The sequence below is a fragment of the Streptomyces sp. RKAG337 genome (genome assembly GCF_023701715.1).
In the GTDB taxonomy this organism is placed as follows: Bacteria; Actinomycetota; Actinomycetes; order Streptomycetales; family Streptomycetaceae; genus Actinacidiphila.
Window position 1 is genome coordinate 7,347,316 of record NZ_JAJOZA010000001.1, and the last position, 14,541, is coordinate 7,361,856.

11 protein-coding genes are annotated in these 14,541 nt (G+C 71.8%); 2 read left to right on the top strand and 9 right to left on the bottom strand.

Going from position 1 to position 14,541, the window contains the following annotated elements; all coding sequences use genetic code 11:
- Window positions 1–40: 40 nt before the first annotated feature.
- The 6 genes from LNW73_RS32560 to LNW73_RS32585 all read right to left on the bottom strand — a co-directional run bounded on the left by LNW73_RS32560 (window position 41) and on the right by LNW73_RS32585 (window position 9,758).
- The gene (locus tag LNW73_RS32560) at window positions 41–3,058 is read right to left on the bottom strand and encodes an acyltransferase family protein (protein ID WP_374118238.1); all 3,018 of its coding nucleotides are present in this window, start codon (window positions 3,056–3,058) and stop codon (window positions 41–43) included.
- A gap of 15 nt (window positions 3,059–3,073) precedes the next feature.
- On the bottom strand, window positions 3,074–4,750 hold the full coding sequence (locus LNW73_RS32565) for a glycosyltransferase family 2 protein (protein ID WP_250993110.1): 1,677 nt from the start codon (window positions 4,748–4,750) through the stop codon (window positions 3,074–3,076).
- A 185-nt stretch (window positions 4,751–4,935) separates the two neighbouring features.
- Window positions 4,936–5,475, bottom strand: a complete 540-nt coding sequence (locus LNW73_RS32570) for a hypothetical protein (RefSeq protein WP_250992439.1) — start codon at window positions 5,473–5,475, stop codon at window positions 4,936–4,938.
- Between the two features lie 285 nt (window positions 5,476–5,760).
- Entirely contained in the window at window positions 5,761–7,347 is a 1,587-nt protein-coding gene (locus tag LNW73_RS32575; protein WP_250992440.1) for a carboxylesterase/lipase family protein, read from the bottom strand.
- Window positions 7,348–7,397: 50 nt separating this feature from the next.
- A complete protein-coding gene (surE, locus tag LNW73_RS32580; protein ID WP_250992441.1) occupies window positions 7,398–8,303 on the bottom strand; it encodes a 5'/3'-nucleotidase SurE in 906 nt (301 codons plus the stop codon).
- A 210-nt stretch (window positions 8,304–8,513) separates the two neighbouring features.
- Complete coding sequence (locus LNW73_RS32585; RefSeq protein ID WP_250974086.1) at window positions 8,514–9,758, bottom strand: MFS transporter; 1,245 nt, start codon at window positions 9,756–9,758, stop codon at window positions 8,514–8,516.
- 788 nt (window positions 9,759–10,546) lie between these two features.
- Between LNW73_RS32585 and LNW73_RS32590 the strand changes: the two genes are divergently transcribed.
- Together LNW73_RS32590 and LNW73_RS32595 are read left to right on the top strand one after the other, a co-directional pair.
- Window positions 10,547–11,272, top strand: coding sequence for a phosphatase PAP2 family protein (locus LNW73_RS32590; protein WP_250992442.1), 726 nt, complete (start codon window positions 10,547–10,549; stop codon window positions 11,270–11,272).
- A gap of 171 nt (window positions 11,273–11,443) precedes the next feature.
- A complete protein-coding gene (locus LNW73_RS32595; protein WP_250974084.1) occupies window positions 11,444–12,094 on the top strand; it encodes a LysE family translocator in 651 nt (216 codons plus the stop codon).
- Between the two features lie 140 nt (window positions 12,095–12,234).
- On the opposite strand, the gene LNW73_RS32600 is transcribed toward LNW73_RS32595, so the two are convergent.
- The 3 genes from LNW73_RS32600 to LNW73_RS32610 form a co-directional block, all read right to left on the bottom strand.
- Window positions 12,235–12,687, bottom strand: a complete 453-nt coding sequence (locus LNW73_RS32600) for an HIT family protein (protein WP_250992443.1) — start codon at window positions 12,685–12,687, stop codon at window positions 12,235–12,237.
- 112 nt (window positions 12,688–12,799) lie between these two features.
- Window positions 12,800–13,558, bottom strand: coding sequence for a class I SAM-dependent methyltransferase (locus LNW73_RS32605; RefSeq protein ID WP_250992444.1), 759 nt, complete (start codon window positions 13,556–13,558; stop codon window positions 12,800–12,802).
- 245 nt (window positions 13,559–13,803) lie between these two features.
- The gene (locus LNW73_RS32610) at window positions 13,804–14,436 is read right to left on the bottom strand and encodes a phospholipase domain-containing protein (RefSeq protein WP_374118292.1); all 633 of its coding nucleotides are present in this window, start codon (window positions 14,434–14,436) and stop codon (window positions 13,804–13,806) included.
- Between the last annotated feature and the right edge of the window lie 105 nt (window positions 14,437–14,541).

A 14,541-nucleotide genomic window follows, 5' to 3' on the forward strand; every position in this document is an offset into this window, starting at 1 on the left:
GGTGGTGGTGACCGTGCGGGCCGGCGGACAGACGCACCCGTCAGGAGTGGGCGGCTCCCCGGGCCGAGACGGCGACGTACTGCACGCGCATCGGATGGCCCGGCTCGGTGGCGGGACCTGCGGGGGCTCCGAGCGCGGCGGGGAGGTTGCCGCCGACGGCCACGTTCAGGATCAGGAACAGGCCGTGGTGCACGGCGTCGTCCCAGGTCCTGGGATCCATCTGAGCCGCCGTGACCTTGTGGTACTCGCGTCCGTCGAGGTACCAGCGCACCTGTTCCGCACCGGCGGTGAGGTCGACCTCCACCGCGTAGGAGTGGAATCCCGTCCGGCAGTCGGGGCAGGACCGGTCCCCCGATCCCAGCCCTTGCGGCTCCTTGCAGGGGCCGCCTTCGAGCGTGCCGCAGTGCATCGTCCCGAAGACGGAGTCACGGCCGCTGACGTTCTCCATGACGTCGAGCTCACCGATCGCGGGCCAGCCGGTGTAGCCGTTGCGCAGTCCGGAGCCCAGGGTCCAGAAGGCCGGCCAGTAGCCGGCCGCCGCCGGTCCGGTGACGTCGGGCAGCGCGATCGACGCCTCGATCCGCAGTACCCCGCCGGGCGGTGGGGCGTAGTCGGAGCGCTTGGACTCGATACGGCCCGAGGACCACTGGCCGTTCCGCAGCCGGGGCACGATCTCCAGCGCGCCCTTCCCGTCCAGCCGGACGTTGTCGGTCGAGTCGGTCATCGTCTCGATCTCCCCGGTTCCCCATTGGGCTGCCGGGCAGCCGGGATAGCAGGTACCGAGGTCGTACTGCCACTTCGAGGCCGACGGGCGGCTGCCGGCCGGGCCGTCGAAGTCGTCCCTGAGGAGCTCGGTCCACCGGCCGGAAGGCACCGCGTCGCGGTCGGGGAGACCGCCCGCGTCCGTCAGCAGCCGCTCCAGCCGAGGGGTCAGTACGGTGGCGGCGACGTTGGTCAGATGCGCGTCGTCCCGGTACAGCAGGATCCGTTCCAGTACCGCCGGGCAGGTGGCACCCGCTCCGGGGCACAGCACGGAGTTCACCTCGACGGCCCGCACGCCCGGGACACGGCCGGCCGCGATCGATGCCGCGAGCGGATCGGGCCATTGCGCCGCGGCACGGTCGAACGCGCAGGCGTCCGGGTCCTTGGTGTGTCCGGAGACGCAGGCCGGGATGTCCGTCCCGGGGATCGGGGTGTCCTGGATGTAGACGATCGGCACCCCGAGGGCGCGCAGCGGCGACAGGGTCTTCTCCCAGGCCGCGGTGAGGAGCTTCCGGTCGTCGGTGTAGCGGTTGAGGGACGCGACGACGATGAGTCTGGGCTTGGGACCCTGGCGCAGCCGGGCCAGGCTGTCCGCGCGCCAGGTGTCGCACTCGGTGTACGTTCTGCCCAACTGGGGGTTCCGCACCGTCAGTCGCGGCAGCGGGCAGCCCTGCTTCACCAGTTCCTGCAGCGCCCAGCCGCGTTGGGCCGCGATGCCCAGCAGCGGGGAGAACCACTGGCCGGCGTGCGAGTCCCCGAGCAGGACGATCCGGTCCGGGCTCGCGGTCGCGCCGAACAGGCAGGGCGGGCTGGTGGTCGCGGTGGGCGCCACCTCGCACGCGCCGTCCGGTGGGAAGTCCTTGCGGGCCTGGACGGCGCCCGGCACCGGTGGGCCGGCCTCGAGCGGGGTACCGGTCCGCAGCAGCAGCGACCTGCCGTCGGCCGCGCCCGGCGGCAGCCCCTTCAGGTCGAACGCCGGAGCCGACGCGAGCAGATTCATCGTTCCGGTGCCCACCACCAGCGCCAGGACCACCGGCAGGACGACCGCCGCGATCCCCAGCGCGAGTCCGCGCCGCGGGAACTCGGAGACGGTCCTGCTGCGGCGCAGCGGCTGTTCGACCCAGCGCATGGTCGCGAGGGCGGGCAGTGCGGACGCCACGGTCAGCGCCGCCCTGGCGGGCCAGCCGAGCGTTCCCAGCCGGGCTTCGGCGAGCACGAGGACCGGCCAGTGCCACAGGTAGAGGGTGTAGGAGAGGCGGCCGATCGCCCGCGGTATCCGGCCGCTCAGGATCCGGCCGACACCGTACGCGGTCGCCCCTTCCGTCGCGTCCGCGTCGCCGGTCCCCGCCAGGATGACCGCGGCGGTGGCGAGCGTCGGCACGAGCGCCGCGTAGCCGGGGTACGGCGTGGCGCCGTCGTAGCGCACCACGCACCACACGATGGCCGAAGCTCCGGCCCACCCGGCCACCAGACGAATGAAGGACAGCCCGCGCAACCGGTGCCATGGCGTCAGTGCCAGCAGCGCTCCGACCCCGAACTGCCAGGCGCGGGACGGCGTTCCGAGGTATGCCAGCGCGACGGAGGTGTGTGTCCAGTGCAGTGCCAGGAGGAACGAGCCGAGTGTCAGCAGGGCGGTGACCGCGAACACGGCCGACCGCACGGCCCGGCCCCGGCGGGACGTCCTGAGCACCGCGAAGACGATCAGGGCGAGCAGCGGCCCCCAGAACAGATAGAACTGCTCCTCCACGGCGAGCGACCAGAAGTGCAGCAGCGGGCTCGGATCGCGTCCCGCGGCCAGGTAGTCGGTCTGCTCGGAGACGAAGCGCCAGTTGGCCGTCGACAGTGCGGCGGCCAGTACGTCGTACTCCAGGTCGGTACGGCGCAGCGGGACGGTGAGCCAGGCGGCGGCCAGCGCGGTCGCGCCGAGGACCACGGCCGCCGAGGGCAGCAGCCTGCGGGCCCGGCGGGAGAAGAACTCCCCGAGCCGGATGCGGCCGGTCGTGGCCGCCTCACGGATCAGCAGCCCGGTGATCAGGTAGCCGGAGATGACGAAGAAGATGTCCACACCGACGAACCCGCCGGTCAGGCCGGGCAGTTCGGCGTGGAAGGCGAGCACCGCGAGGACCGCCGCGGCGCGCAGGCCCTCGATGTCGGGGCGGAAGCCGGGAGCGGGGGGCCTGGACCCGGTCGGGCCGGGCTTCCGGAATCGGTCTCGTGCGGAGCCCGGCCCAGGGGTCGGACGGCTGGAACGGGTTTCGGTTTCCGGATGTCGGTCCGGAACCGTGGTGGAAGGCATGGGTGTGATGGCCTTTCAGCTCAGCCAGGGAAGCATGGGACTGACCCATCCGGAGGCGAGCAGCGCGGTGAGCAGGAGCAGTGAGGTGGCGGCCAGCGCTTCGGGCCAGCGCCGGGGCAGCATGCCGAGGCGGCCCGGGCGAGCGGCTCGTACGGCCTTGGGTCCGGCCTTCGCCGGACGCAGTTCGGCGATCAGATCGCGGACCAGCGGGAGGCCGATCTGGCACTGCACCAGGAGGTACAGGCCGAGACCCCAGTTGGGCCACCAGCCGTTGCGGGCGACGGAGAGGGCGAGCCCGGCCGCCGCCGCGCCGATGGATCCGCAGAGCCAGGCGAGCGAGATCAGCACGACTTTGTGTGCCATGCCGCTGGGCTTCACCCGTCCGGCGCCGGTCGGGACCCAGGCGGCGCTGTGACCGCGCAGCGTGTGCAGGAACGCGGCCGCGGCGGCGACACTCGTCAGGACGTTGGCGCGGATGACCTCGACCCGCCACCGGGTGTGGCTGATCCGGGGCAGCAGCACATGCCAGAGCCAGAGCGGCGCGAGCAGCGGCAGGACGTGCCAGGGACGGATCTGGTCCGGGTACCAGAACATCATCACCAGCGGCGGCAGCGGCGCGGCGAACGTGTTCACCGCGGCGGTCAGATAGCCGACGATGCCCTCGTAGAAGCACAGGCGCATCCGCCAGGGCGCGCCCATGCGCTGGAGGTCGGAGTTCCTGATCAGGTGCAGGTTGCCCATCGCCCAGCGGTACTGCTGGTTCACGAAGGACGAGAGATTGTCCGGCGAGGTGCCCTTGGCGACCAGCACCGGGACGTAGAGGGTGCGGAACCCCTGCTCGTAGAGGGCGAGTCCGGTGTACAGGTCCTCGCTGTGGTCGAGCTTGGCGAACCCGCCGGCCGCGTCGATCGCGGTGCGCCGGTAGACCGCGTTGCTGCCGCAGCAGATGGCCGCGTCACTGGCGTCCCGCGAGGGCTGGATCCACCGGAAGAACCACTCCTGGGCGGAGCCCGCGGCGCGCTGGATCCAGTCCATCGACTCGTCGGTGTCGAAGCACTGCGGGCTCTGGACGATGCCGATGCCGGGGTCGGCGAAGTACGGCACCAGGTGGTGCAGGAAGTCCGGCCGGGGAGCGAAGTCCGCGTCCAGGATGGCGATGTACTGCCCGCTGCTCACGGTGAGCGCGTGATTGAGGTTGCCGGCCTTCTTGAGGTGCCCCCGGTCCGGCCGGACGACGTACCGGTAGCCGTGCGCGGCCGCCAGAGCGGCCACTTCGGAACGGTCCGCGTCGTCCAGCACCCAGACGGTCAGCGCCCCGGCCCAGTCGACCGCCGCCACAGCCTGGTAGGCGTTCTCGAGGACGGCGAGCGGCTCGCCGCAGGTCGGCAGATAGAGGTCGACGTCCGGCAGTTCGGCCGGCTGCCAGGCCTTGGTCAGCACTTCGTGCGAGTGCCTGGTCAACCGCCGCTGGCGCAGGCTGTTGACCGACGAGAGCGCCAGCGCCACCAGATTGAGCACGAGGACGGCGAGGAAGGCCCACAGGGCCGGGGTTCGCAGCGCGAAGGTGAACATGGTCGCCGCCGTGAACACGAAGGCGAGTGAGGTGCAGATCAGGACCCAGCGGCGCTGCGGTCCGAAGTACCAGTAGAGCTCGTGATCCGACGGTGGTTGCGGCAGATGGTCGACGGTCAAGTGTCCCCCCACGGGCGCATGATGGACGATCCAGTGATCACCCTACTCGCAAAGGTATAGACCACTGGCGCCTCCATCCACGGACCGGGACAGGCGTCGACATATTCATGGTGACGACAGGATTCCGCGACAGTCCTGTCATCCTCCGTTCCTCTGGGAACGAGGTCAGGGGCAGTCCGGCAGGCTCACTCCGCGCTCCCGGGCTCTCCTCCCGCCAGTCCGCGCGCCCAGTCGGCGAGTTCGTCGAAGTCCGCCGCGAGGAGTCCGACGCCCGGTTCGATACGGAGAAGGAGGGACGGCGCGGAGTGGTGAGCGGTGACGTACTCGCGGTCCGGGAGCCGGATCTCGTCGTCGATCCACGCGAACGGCCGGCCGGCGGCATACCTGACGATGTCGTGGGTCTTGAAGTACGTGCCGTCGTCGCGTCGGGCGTGGAGCTCCGGCCAGTCGATGGCGGGAAGTTCCGGCAGACCCAGGCGCGGGCCGATCCAGCGGTTGGCCTGCGCGCCCCACGTCGTCGCCCACACCAGGTCGAACGGCAGCCCCATCAGCAGCGGGCCATGGGCGGGGTTGAGCCACACCCGCAGTGGCTTCTGCCAGGGCAGGTCCCAGCCGGAGGGCCGCGTCCGGTGCGTGGTGTAGCCGTCCGGTCGCTGGTGGGGCCGTGCCGCGAACGGGTTGAGGGGGCCGTCCACATCGATGAGGAGGAGGGGCTTCGCGGTCACGCTGACTCCTTGCCGGCTGGGTGCGGTGAGCGGCCGGTGTGCGAGGCCGGTGGACCTCCTCCCGCCGGAAAGCGGACGCCCGACTCAGCTACCCGGTCCCGGAGGGCACCAACCCATCGGTCCCGGACCGGGGGGCGGATCCCCGGATCCAGGACCGGTCGTGATCAGGCGGAGCACGAGCCGGGAACCGGTCAGGAGGACATGGCCCGCCGGGGCGGCCGAACGTGCACCGCCGACCCGCACGAGAGGCGGGTCGGCGGTGCGTCCGGCCGGTGCTTCAGCCGGTCAGCGGAGCGACTTCTGGGCCGAGCGGGTGCCGTGCGCGGTCGCCGCGGCCCAGAAGCCGCACTGGTGATCCGCGGCGAAGGCGGTGGACGTACGGTCGGCCACGGGGTTGAGGGTGAGGACCGTGTGCCGGGGGCCGGCCGGCGGCCACGGGGTCTGTCCGGCCACGCCGGGGTTGCCGGAGCGGGCGAACGCGGCCCAGTAGCGCTTCATCCGGTTGCCCAGGTCGACCTGGACACCGGTCAGCGGGCGGTCGCCCATGGTGAAGTCGTAGAGGTAGGCGAGTTCGGCGCTGTGCGCGTTGGCCATGTCCACTCCCGGGACCTGCGCCCCGTACAGCGTCGGTGAGTCCGGGTCGTCGAACTCGTAGACGTACGTGGGCACCTGGCCGGCGAAGGTGTCCGCCGTCCAGTAGGTGTGGCAGGCGAAGGTGGAGTCGGTGAGCAGCGCGGACATCGCGAGGTACGGGCTGGCGTATCCGGCCAGCGGATAGCGTGCCAGCACCTGTGACGCCGCCGGCCCGTACGTCGCCGTGATCTGGTCCGTGTACTGCTGCGCGGTCAGGTACGGCTGGGTCAGCGCGACGAAGAGCCTGCTCTCGGCACGGTTGCCGCCGATCAGGACAGGCACCTTGTTCCAGGTCCCGGCGGCGATCGCCTCGGAAGGCTGTGCGGGCAGCAGGAGATCACCGAACGCGGGCCCGCTCGTCGGCAGCGTGACGGCGGCCGCCGTCAGCCGGTCCGCCGGGGCGGCCCGCAGACAGGCGGCGCTCACCTTCGGGTCGGGGCAGCCGGCCGCGGCGGCGTAGCTCCGGGCCGCGGTCTCGGCCTGGACGCGGTCGGGTGCGGCCAGCAGCGTGCACGGACCGCTCTGCAGGATGGCGCGGGAGAACAGCCCGGCGGCCTGCGGTGCGGCGAGCAGCGAGCAGACCGAACCGCTGCCCGCGGACTGCCCCGAGATCGTGATGTTGCCCGGTGCGCCGCCGAACGCCGCGATGTTGCGCTGGGTCCACCGCAGGGCGGCGAGCTGGTCCATCAGCCCCCAGGACCCGGAGCGCAGCGCGTTCTGCCGCGCGAGCTCCGGCAGCGCCAGATAACCGAGCTGGCCGAGGCGGTAGTTGATGCTGACCACCACGGTATGAGTGAGGTCGGCCATGGTGCGGCCACCGAACTGGGTCCCGGTGCCCTGGCTGTAGCCGCCCCCGTGCATCCAGAAGACCACCGGCAGATCCGCTCCCGGACGGGCGTCCCGGGGGCGGTACACGTCGAGGTAGAGGCAGTTCTCGCTGACGGCCCGCGGGTCCCGCAGCCCGAACGGTGAGAACTGCAGGCACGCGGGTGCCTGGGTCGTCGCGTCCCGCACCCCGGTCCACCGGGCCGGCCGCTCCGGCGCCCGGAACCGCAGGTCGCCGACGGGCGGCGCCGCGTACGGGATGCCGAGGAACTCCTGCGCCCCGTCATGGACCTGCCCCCGCAGGACGCCGTCGGAGAGCGCCACCACCGGCGGGCTCACCGACGCTCCGGCGGTCGGCGCGGCGGAAGCGGGCAGCGCCTGGAGGAACAGGGCGGCCAGCGCGAACAGAACCACGAGATGAAGGGGCCGTCGGGAGCGGGCCCCGGACCTTGCGGCGCGGTCGGTCACGGGCGCAGCCCGGCGAGCAGGGCGGTGGCCGCCGCGAAGTCGGCCGGGCCGCTGTTCCAGTCGGCGTTCATGGGGGCGATGGAGACCTTGTCGGCGTTCACGGCCGCCACGTCGGAGCCCTTCGCGGGAGCGAGCGGGTCGAAGGACACCGTGACCTTCCACGTGCCGTCGCCCGCGTCGGTGTAGTGCGGGGTGAGCACCGTCTGGGCGTCCTGGAAGGTGAGGGAGACACCGCGCGCGGTGCCGGTGCCGTCCGCGCCGACGATGGGGTGGTTGACGTTCAGTCCGACACCGTCGGGCAGCAGGCGCCCGGACTTCGCGCGGGCCTGCAGCCGGTCGATGAGCTTGACGGTGAAGTCGGCGGTGACGCGCATGGCGTTGAGGGTGGGCCCGGGGGCGGGCACCGAGAAACTGCCGGTGCTCACCGCGATCGCGGGGATGCCGCGTTCCAGGGCGGCGATGGCGCCGCCGACGGTGCCGGAGTGGGTGGCGAAGCCCGCGACGTTGGTCCCGAAGTTGGTGCCCGAGATCACCAGGTCCGGGGCCCGGTCGGCGAACACCTGGGAGAGTCCGAAGGCCACCGCGTCGCCCGGGGTGCCGTCCACGGCCCACACCTGGGCCTCGGGGTGCTGCACCACCACGCTGGTCGCGCTCATCATCTTCGTCCCGGCGCCGCTCTGGTTCTGCAGCGGGGCGACGATGGTGACCTGATGGCCGGCGGCGGTCAGCCGGTCGTACTCGGCCCGGATACCGGGCGCGTTGTAGCCGTCGTCGTTGGTGAGCAGGATGCGCAGCGGGCCGGAGGACGCGGCGGGTTGGGCCGCGGCTGCGGGCAGCGTCACAGATACGGCGGACAAACACAGCAGCAGGGCGGCCGATGACAGCACGTGCTGACGTCTCACGATGTTGCTCCTTTGTGTCGGGGCAGCGGTGGGACCGGCGGGTGGCGGACCGGTGGACGGTCCGCGACCCGCCGGAGTTCTTGTCGGATCAGCTCTCCGGGGATCCGGCGGACGGCGCGGAGACCGGGGACGGGGGTGGTGCCGCGGTTGCCGGGGATGCCGGAGTGAGCGCCGGCAGCCGGGTCTATCGGGTTTGTCGGATCGGCCCGGTCAGCGGACGCTGCGGATGGGGAGGATCGCCAGCGCGCCCAGCAGCGACAGGGCGCCGCCGACCAGGAACAGCGGGGTGTAGCCGCCGAGGGTGGTGACGATCGCGGAGGCGACGAACGGGGCGATGATCTGCGGCCCCGCGTTGGCGATGTTGAGCACGCCCATGTCCCGGGCGGCGTCCTCCGCCCTGGGCAGGACGAGCGTGACCAGCGCGGTGTCGACCGCCATGAAGCAGCCGAAGGCCAGACCGTTGAGCGCGCTGAAGACGATCATCCCGGTCCAGGTGGGGCTGATCACGGGGACCGCCATGACCAGTCCCGCGAGGGCGGCCGAGACGGCGACGAACACCTTGCGCCGGTTCCAGCGGTCGGAGAGCAGACCGCCGACCACGGTCGAGACCGCCATCGCGACCATCGACACCGGAGTGAGGATCGCCATCGCCGCGGCCGGTTCCAGACCGGCGGGCAGCGCGATGTGATCGTCCAGGATGTACAGCTGGTATCCGGCGACCGAGAAGTATCCCAGCACCATCAGGGCGCGGCCGATGAAGGCCCACCGGAAGTCGTGATGGGACAGTGCCGACAGGAACGCGGCCAGCTGTTCGCGGCGCGGTACGGCCGGTGCGGGCTCGTGCCGGGGCACGTCGCGGCAGAGCGTCGTCAGCAGCACCGCGGCACCGGCGACGAGCACGCCGAACACCAGGTAGCCGGTGCGCAGATGGTGCGCGGTCTGCGAGCCGATCAGCACGCCGACCGTGCCGCCGATCGGCAGCGCCAGCCCGACGAGTGCGGACGCCGTTCCACGGCGGGCGGCGGGAATGCGGTCGGGCACCACGGCGGTGACCGCGGCCTGGTAGACGTTCATCGTCGCCTGCACCAGGCACCAGCCGATGCCCACCAGCAGCGCGGTGTGCACGCTGCCGATGAACGCCAGGCCCGCCAGTGAGGCGAAGGCACCGCCCAGGATCCAGGGGTTGCGCCGGCCGGTCCGGTCCGACAGCGCGCCCGCGATCGGGTTGAAAGCGGTGGCGAAGACCGCGCTGATGCCGCCCACCACGCCCAGGATGGCGACCTTGTGGGCGGGATCGATCGCCTCGATCTGGGTCGGCAGCAGAACGGCGCCGACACCCATGTACACCGCCAGCATGGAGGCGTTGGCCACCAGCAGCAGCGTCAGGAGTCCACGGTGTCGTGGCGTCTCCGGTGCGGGGCGGGTGGTCGGCTGGAGTACTTCGGTCGCGGTCACGGCGTCCTCCGGAGTCCGAGGGCCGCGGCCGGGGCGCGGCGGGTGCTGAGGGCGTACATGTCGACTCCTTGAGGGACGGAGCGGTGGCGTGGGACGGGAGCGGGGGAGGGTGAAGCGGCCCGGGTTCGAGCGGTGGTGGCGGGGTGACCCGGGAGGTGCGGGCAAGTCATCGCCGTGACTAGTTACACGTGTTATCTAACGCGGTAAGCACTGTGTAGCACCCTTCCGCTTCCCGCACCAGATCTGTTTCCGAACCGCGATACGGATCGTGATGATCGGTCGGCTCGGGATATATGCACGTGTAACTAATCTGGTTCCGGGGCGGTGCGGACGCGAGGCGCCGTGGTGAGGTGGGCCGGGGAATCCGTGCTCCCCGTCCGGGTGGGCCTGGGATTCCATGCTCTTCGTCCGTGCGGACGCCGATGGCGTGCCGCCTCGGGGTCGGCAGGGAACGCTTCCATGTGTATCGTCTGCGTTGCGACGGTCAAAAATGCGCAATGCCTACCGGCGGCGCGAGACCGCCCGGGAGCCGGGTGCACCCCAGACGCGAACGCGCGGGGACACCCTCGGCCCGCACCACCCCGCACCCGATCGCTCCGCTTCCCATCGCGCGGCGTCCCACTTGCCCCGCACAGGGGGGCCGCGACGATCCGGCCGCGCGGCGGTGATGCCCCCTGCGCACATCCTGCGCGGACCCCAGAGCACGTCCCGCATCCCCGCGTACAGCCGTCCCCTCGCCGCATGCCCCGGGCCCGTCCGCCCGGTGAGCCGACCGTGAAAGGCCGATCATGCAGAACGCGACTCACCTGTCCGAATCACCGCCGCCTCCACCACCCGTGGCGCCGCCGCGGCACCATCTCCCCGCCATCCCGCCCCGCGGCGCCCTGGTGGCGGGCGTCACCCTGCTCCTGCTGGCCGCAGGCATCGGACTGATGCTCCGCGGTGACCGGCCCCCGTTCTTCGAAGGCCTCGACGAGCGCTGGCTGGTGTGGACGACCGGGGCGCGTACGGGTACGGCCTCCGACCTGGCCCGCGATCTCGACCGGCTGGGCGGGCCGTTGGGTCTCGTCCTCCCCTTCGGCCTGATCGGCTGCCTGTGTGTGTACGGGCGTTGGAGGTCGGCGGTGTTCGTCTTCACGTCCGCCGTCCTCGCGAACATCCTGGTGATTCTGCCGCTGAAGCAGGTGGTCGACCGTCCACGTCCGCCCCGGCCGTGGGTGCTGGTGAACAGCGGCTCGTTCCCGTCCGGCGAGGTCTTCACCGCGACGACGCTGGTGATCGCGGTCGCCGTGGTCGCGTTCCGCCCCCGCGCGCGGCGCTGGTGGTGGCTGATCGGCGGCTCCTATGTCGCCGCGATGATGTGGAGCCGTACCTGGCTGCACGCGCAGTGGCTCAGCGACACCGTCGCCGGGCTCCTGGCCGGCGCCGGAACGGGCCTGCTGCTCTGGCTGGCCTTCGCTCCGCTGCTCAGGGGGGAAGCGGTGCGCGCGGCCGCCGACCGGCTGTGGGAGTGACGGCAGGACGGCCCGGTGCCCCGCGGCCGACCCGCTACCTTGGCGGCGGGGGCGGCCGGGCGCCGGACGACAGGGCGCGGGGCGGCCGGGCACGTGGTGGCCCGGCACCGGGTAGTCGGCCACGTGGTGGCCGCGCAACGACACCGTACGACCTAGAGGGGACGTAGCGCTGTGCGAGAGCTCGCTTTGGGGATCGCTCTGGGTTTCAGCGCCGGCATCAGCCCGGGACCGCTGCTCGCGCTGGTGCTGTCCGGGACGCTGCGGGGCGGTCTGGGCATCGGGTTGAGGGTCGCCGCGGTTCCGCTGCTCACCGACCTGCCGGTGATCGTGTCGGCCGTGACGGTACTGGCGATGCTGCCGGACTCGGCGATCTCGATGGGCGGCGTCGTCGGAGGGATCTTCCTCCTGTACCTGGCGCTGTCCACGCTGCGCGAGGCCCGGACCGCGCAACTGCCCAGCCGTGACGGGTCGGATGCCGGGGACCAGGCGAAGCGGGCCCTGTGGCAGGGGGCGCTGGCCAATCTCCTCAGCCCGCACCCGTGGATGTTCTGGCTCACGACGGGTGCGCCGCTGCTCGTGGCGGCCTGGCGGCACGGGTCACTGGAGGCCGGGTCGTTCCTGTTCGGGTTCTATCTCCTGCTGGTGGGCAGCAAGGCGTCGCTGGCCCTCGTCATCGCCCGTGCCCGGCACCGGATCGGAACGCGGGGCTTCCGCTGGACGCTCGCCGGCTCCGGCGTCCTGCTGATGGCCGCTTCCGGGCTGCTGCTGGCGGAGTTCGGACCCGGGCTGGTGGCCGCGTTCCGGTCCACGGCCGACTCGTGAACCCCGATGAACTGCTCGAGACGACCGTTCCGGATGGAGGCCCGGCACGCTCAGGAGGCCTCGGGATGTCGCCTCCGCTGATGTGTGACCCGGTGCGCTGATCATGACGGCTGGTCATGACGACTCGTCATGACGACTCGTCATGAGGTGAGTTCACGACGGAGGGCGCGGGCGATTTCGTCGGCCCGGTCGGCCGGCACACACTCCTGCTCGGGGCGTTGGAGCAGGCCGAACACATGGGGGCCCCGCAGTTCCCGGGGCAGATCCGCCATCCTCGGCACGATGTGGAAGTGGACGTGGGAGAAGCCCTCGGCCTCGGCGAACTGTATGACGTAGGTCTTCGTGCACCCCGTCACCCGGTGCAGGGCCCGGGAGAGCCTGACCTGCCAGGTTCCGAGTGCGGCGGCCTCCGCGTCGGTGAGGTCCTGCACCGCGGTGACGTGGCGGCGGGGCAGGAGCACCAGCCAGCCGGGCAACGCTGTGTCCAGGGCGTGGACCACTCGCCAGTGCTCGTCGGCGACGATGCGCTCGCGCGGCGGCAGTTCATCGAACCGGGACTCCTTGCCGCACGCGTAGCAGTTCGGTATCGGCATGCCTCTGAGCCTAGGGCCGGCCCTCAGGCCGGGGGGCGATGTTCGGACAGGGCGGCGATCCGGTTCGGGACTGCCGAAACAGCCGAGACTGCTGTGCGGACTGCCGAGCCGGCTACCGAGCGGACCACCGGGCCTCGGCGTCGCGGCGGAACAGGGCCGTCCACAGGAAGGGCTCGCCGAAGTACGGGGACTCGGGCGGTTCGTCGTGCATGCGGCGCAGTTCGATCTCTGTCAGGTCGGAGAAGATCCAGCGCAGGGACTCCGGGGTGTAGGCGAGTCCGCCCTGGAGGCCGGATTCGCGGTAGAAGTCCGTGTCGGGGAGTTCGGAGCCCATGCCGGCTGCACCGGCCGCGAAGCAGGTGAGGGCGAGATGTCCGCCGGGGGCGAGGGCGCGGTCGAGGAGGGCGAGGTAGCTGATGCGGCGGTGGGGCGGCAGGTGGTGGAAACAGCCCGAGTCGTGGATGAGGTCGTACGGGCCGTTCAGTTCGGTGTCCGTGAGGGCGAAGGCGTCGGCGCAGTGGAACCGGATGTCGGCTCCCGCCTCGCGGGCGCGGTCCTCGGCCCAGGTGATGGCGGCGGGGGAGAGGTCGACGGCGTCCACCTCGAAGCCCAGCGAGGCGAGGTGGAGCGCGTTGCGGCCGGGGCCGCAGCCCAGATCGAGCGCGCGGCCCGGAGCGATCAGGCCTCGGTCGAGGTAGGAGGCCAGGCTCTCGTCCGGCCTCGCCACGAAGAACGGCACCGGCCTTGAACGGTCCGCGTAGAAGCCGTCCCACCAGTCGGCCGCGCCGGCCGTCCAGCGATCGGCCCCCGGCGCGAACAAGCCGTCGAGGAGCCGCAGAACGTCGTCGACCGTACGGATGTTCCGGTCCATCCGGACCCCCTTTCGCGAAGGGCAATCCTATGCCAGAAACCGATGAAAGACCAGGTCAGGCAGGGTATGGAGGGGGTGCTGAGGGGTGATCTGCGGGCCCGCACGGCGGGCCTGGCGCGCCTCACCTCGGACCCCGCGCACTCGCCCGCCCACACCTCCGCCCAAGGCCGTGAGGGAGGCATTCGCCGTCACCCTCAGGTGGCTTTTCCTGTCGGTCCGGGCGGAGTTCCGGCGCGAGCGGCGGGTCAGTGCACGGTTCCGGCGTAGCGCTGGACGAACCCGGTGCCGGTGCCCGCCGTGACGGTGACGTCGTAGCGGCCGTCGTCCAGCGGCCAGGTGAGGGTGGTGCGGGAGCCGGGGGCCACCGTGACGGTCTGCGCGGTGCCGGCGTGGTCGTTCGGGGTGACGGTGAAGGAGACTCCGGTCAGGCCGTCGTTGACCAGGTTCAGGACGAGGGATTCGCCGGGGGACGCCGTCACCGACGGCACCGCGGCGGCGTTCTGGCCGGCGCGGACGACGGTCCCGGCGAAGCGGCGGACGAAGCCGTCGGGGCCGTGCACCGTGAAGTCGTAGCGTGCGTCGGCCGCCGACGTGACCCACGTGTACGCCTTCGAGCCGCCCGGGGCGACCGTGAACGGGGTGCCGGCGAAGGGGTGAGTGATGTTCGGGTACACGGTGTAGTGGAAGCCGGCCGTCCCGGCGTTGGTCATGGTGCAGGTGAGTACACCGGTCGCGCGGTCGACCGCGAGGTCGGCGCCCGGGGCGTAGGGCAGTCTGCGATGCGGCCGCGCCGCGGTCTCCTGCGCGGGCACGTACTGGGTGCCGGCGGCCGGCAGGGCGACGGCGGGGAGTTTCGCTCCGGCGTCGGCCTTGGCCATCAACGCGACGGTGTCGGGCAGTTCGGGGATCGTGTAGTCCGGGTCGGTGAAGTCGAAGCAGCTGGTGAGGTCGCCGCACACGGTCCGGCGCCAGGCGCTGATGTT

Bases quoted from the DNA above. Each gene is read 5' to 3' on its own strand.
- LNW73_RS32560 (WP_374118238.1), bottom strand. From the start codon at position 3,058: ATGCCTTCCACCACGGTTCCGGACCGACATCCGGAAACCGAAACCCGT.
- LNW73_RS32590 (WP_250992442.1), top strand. From the start codon at position 10,547: ATGCAGAACGCGACTCACCTGTCCGAATCACCGCCGCCTCCACCACCC.
- LNW73_RS32600 (WP_250992443.1), bottom strand. From the start codon at position 12,687: ATGCCGATACCGAACTGCTACGCGTGCGGCAAGGAGTCCCGGTTCGAT.
- LNW73_RS32605 (WP_250992444.1), bottom strand. From the start codon at position 13,558: ATGGACCGGAACATCCGTACGGTCGACGACGTTCTGCGGCTCCTCGAC.
- LNW73_RS32610 (WP_374118292.1), bottom strand. From the start codon at position 14,436: ATGGCCAAGGCCGACGCCGGAGCGAAACTCCCCGCCGTCGCCCTGCCG.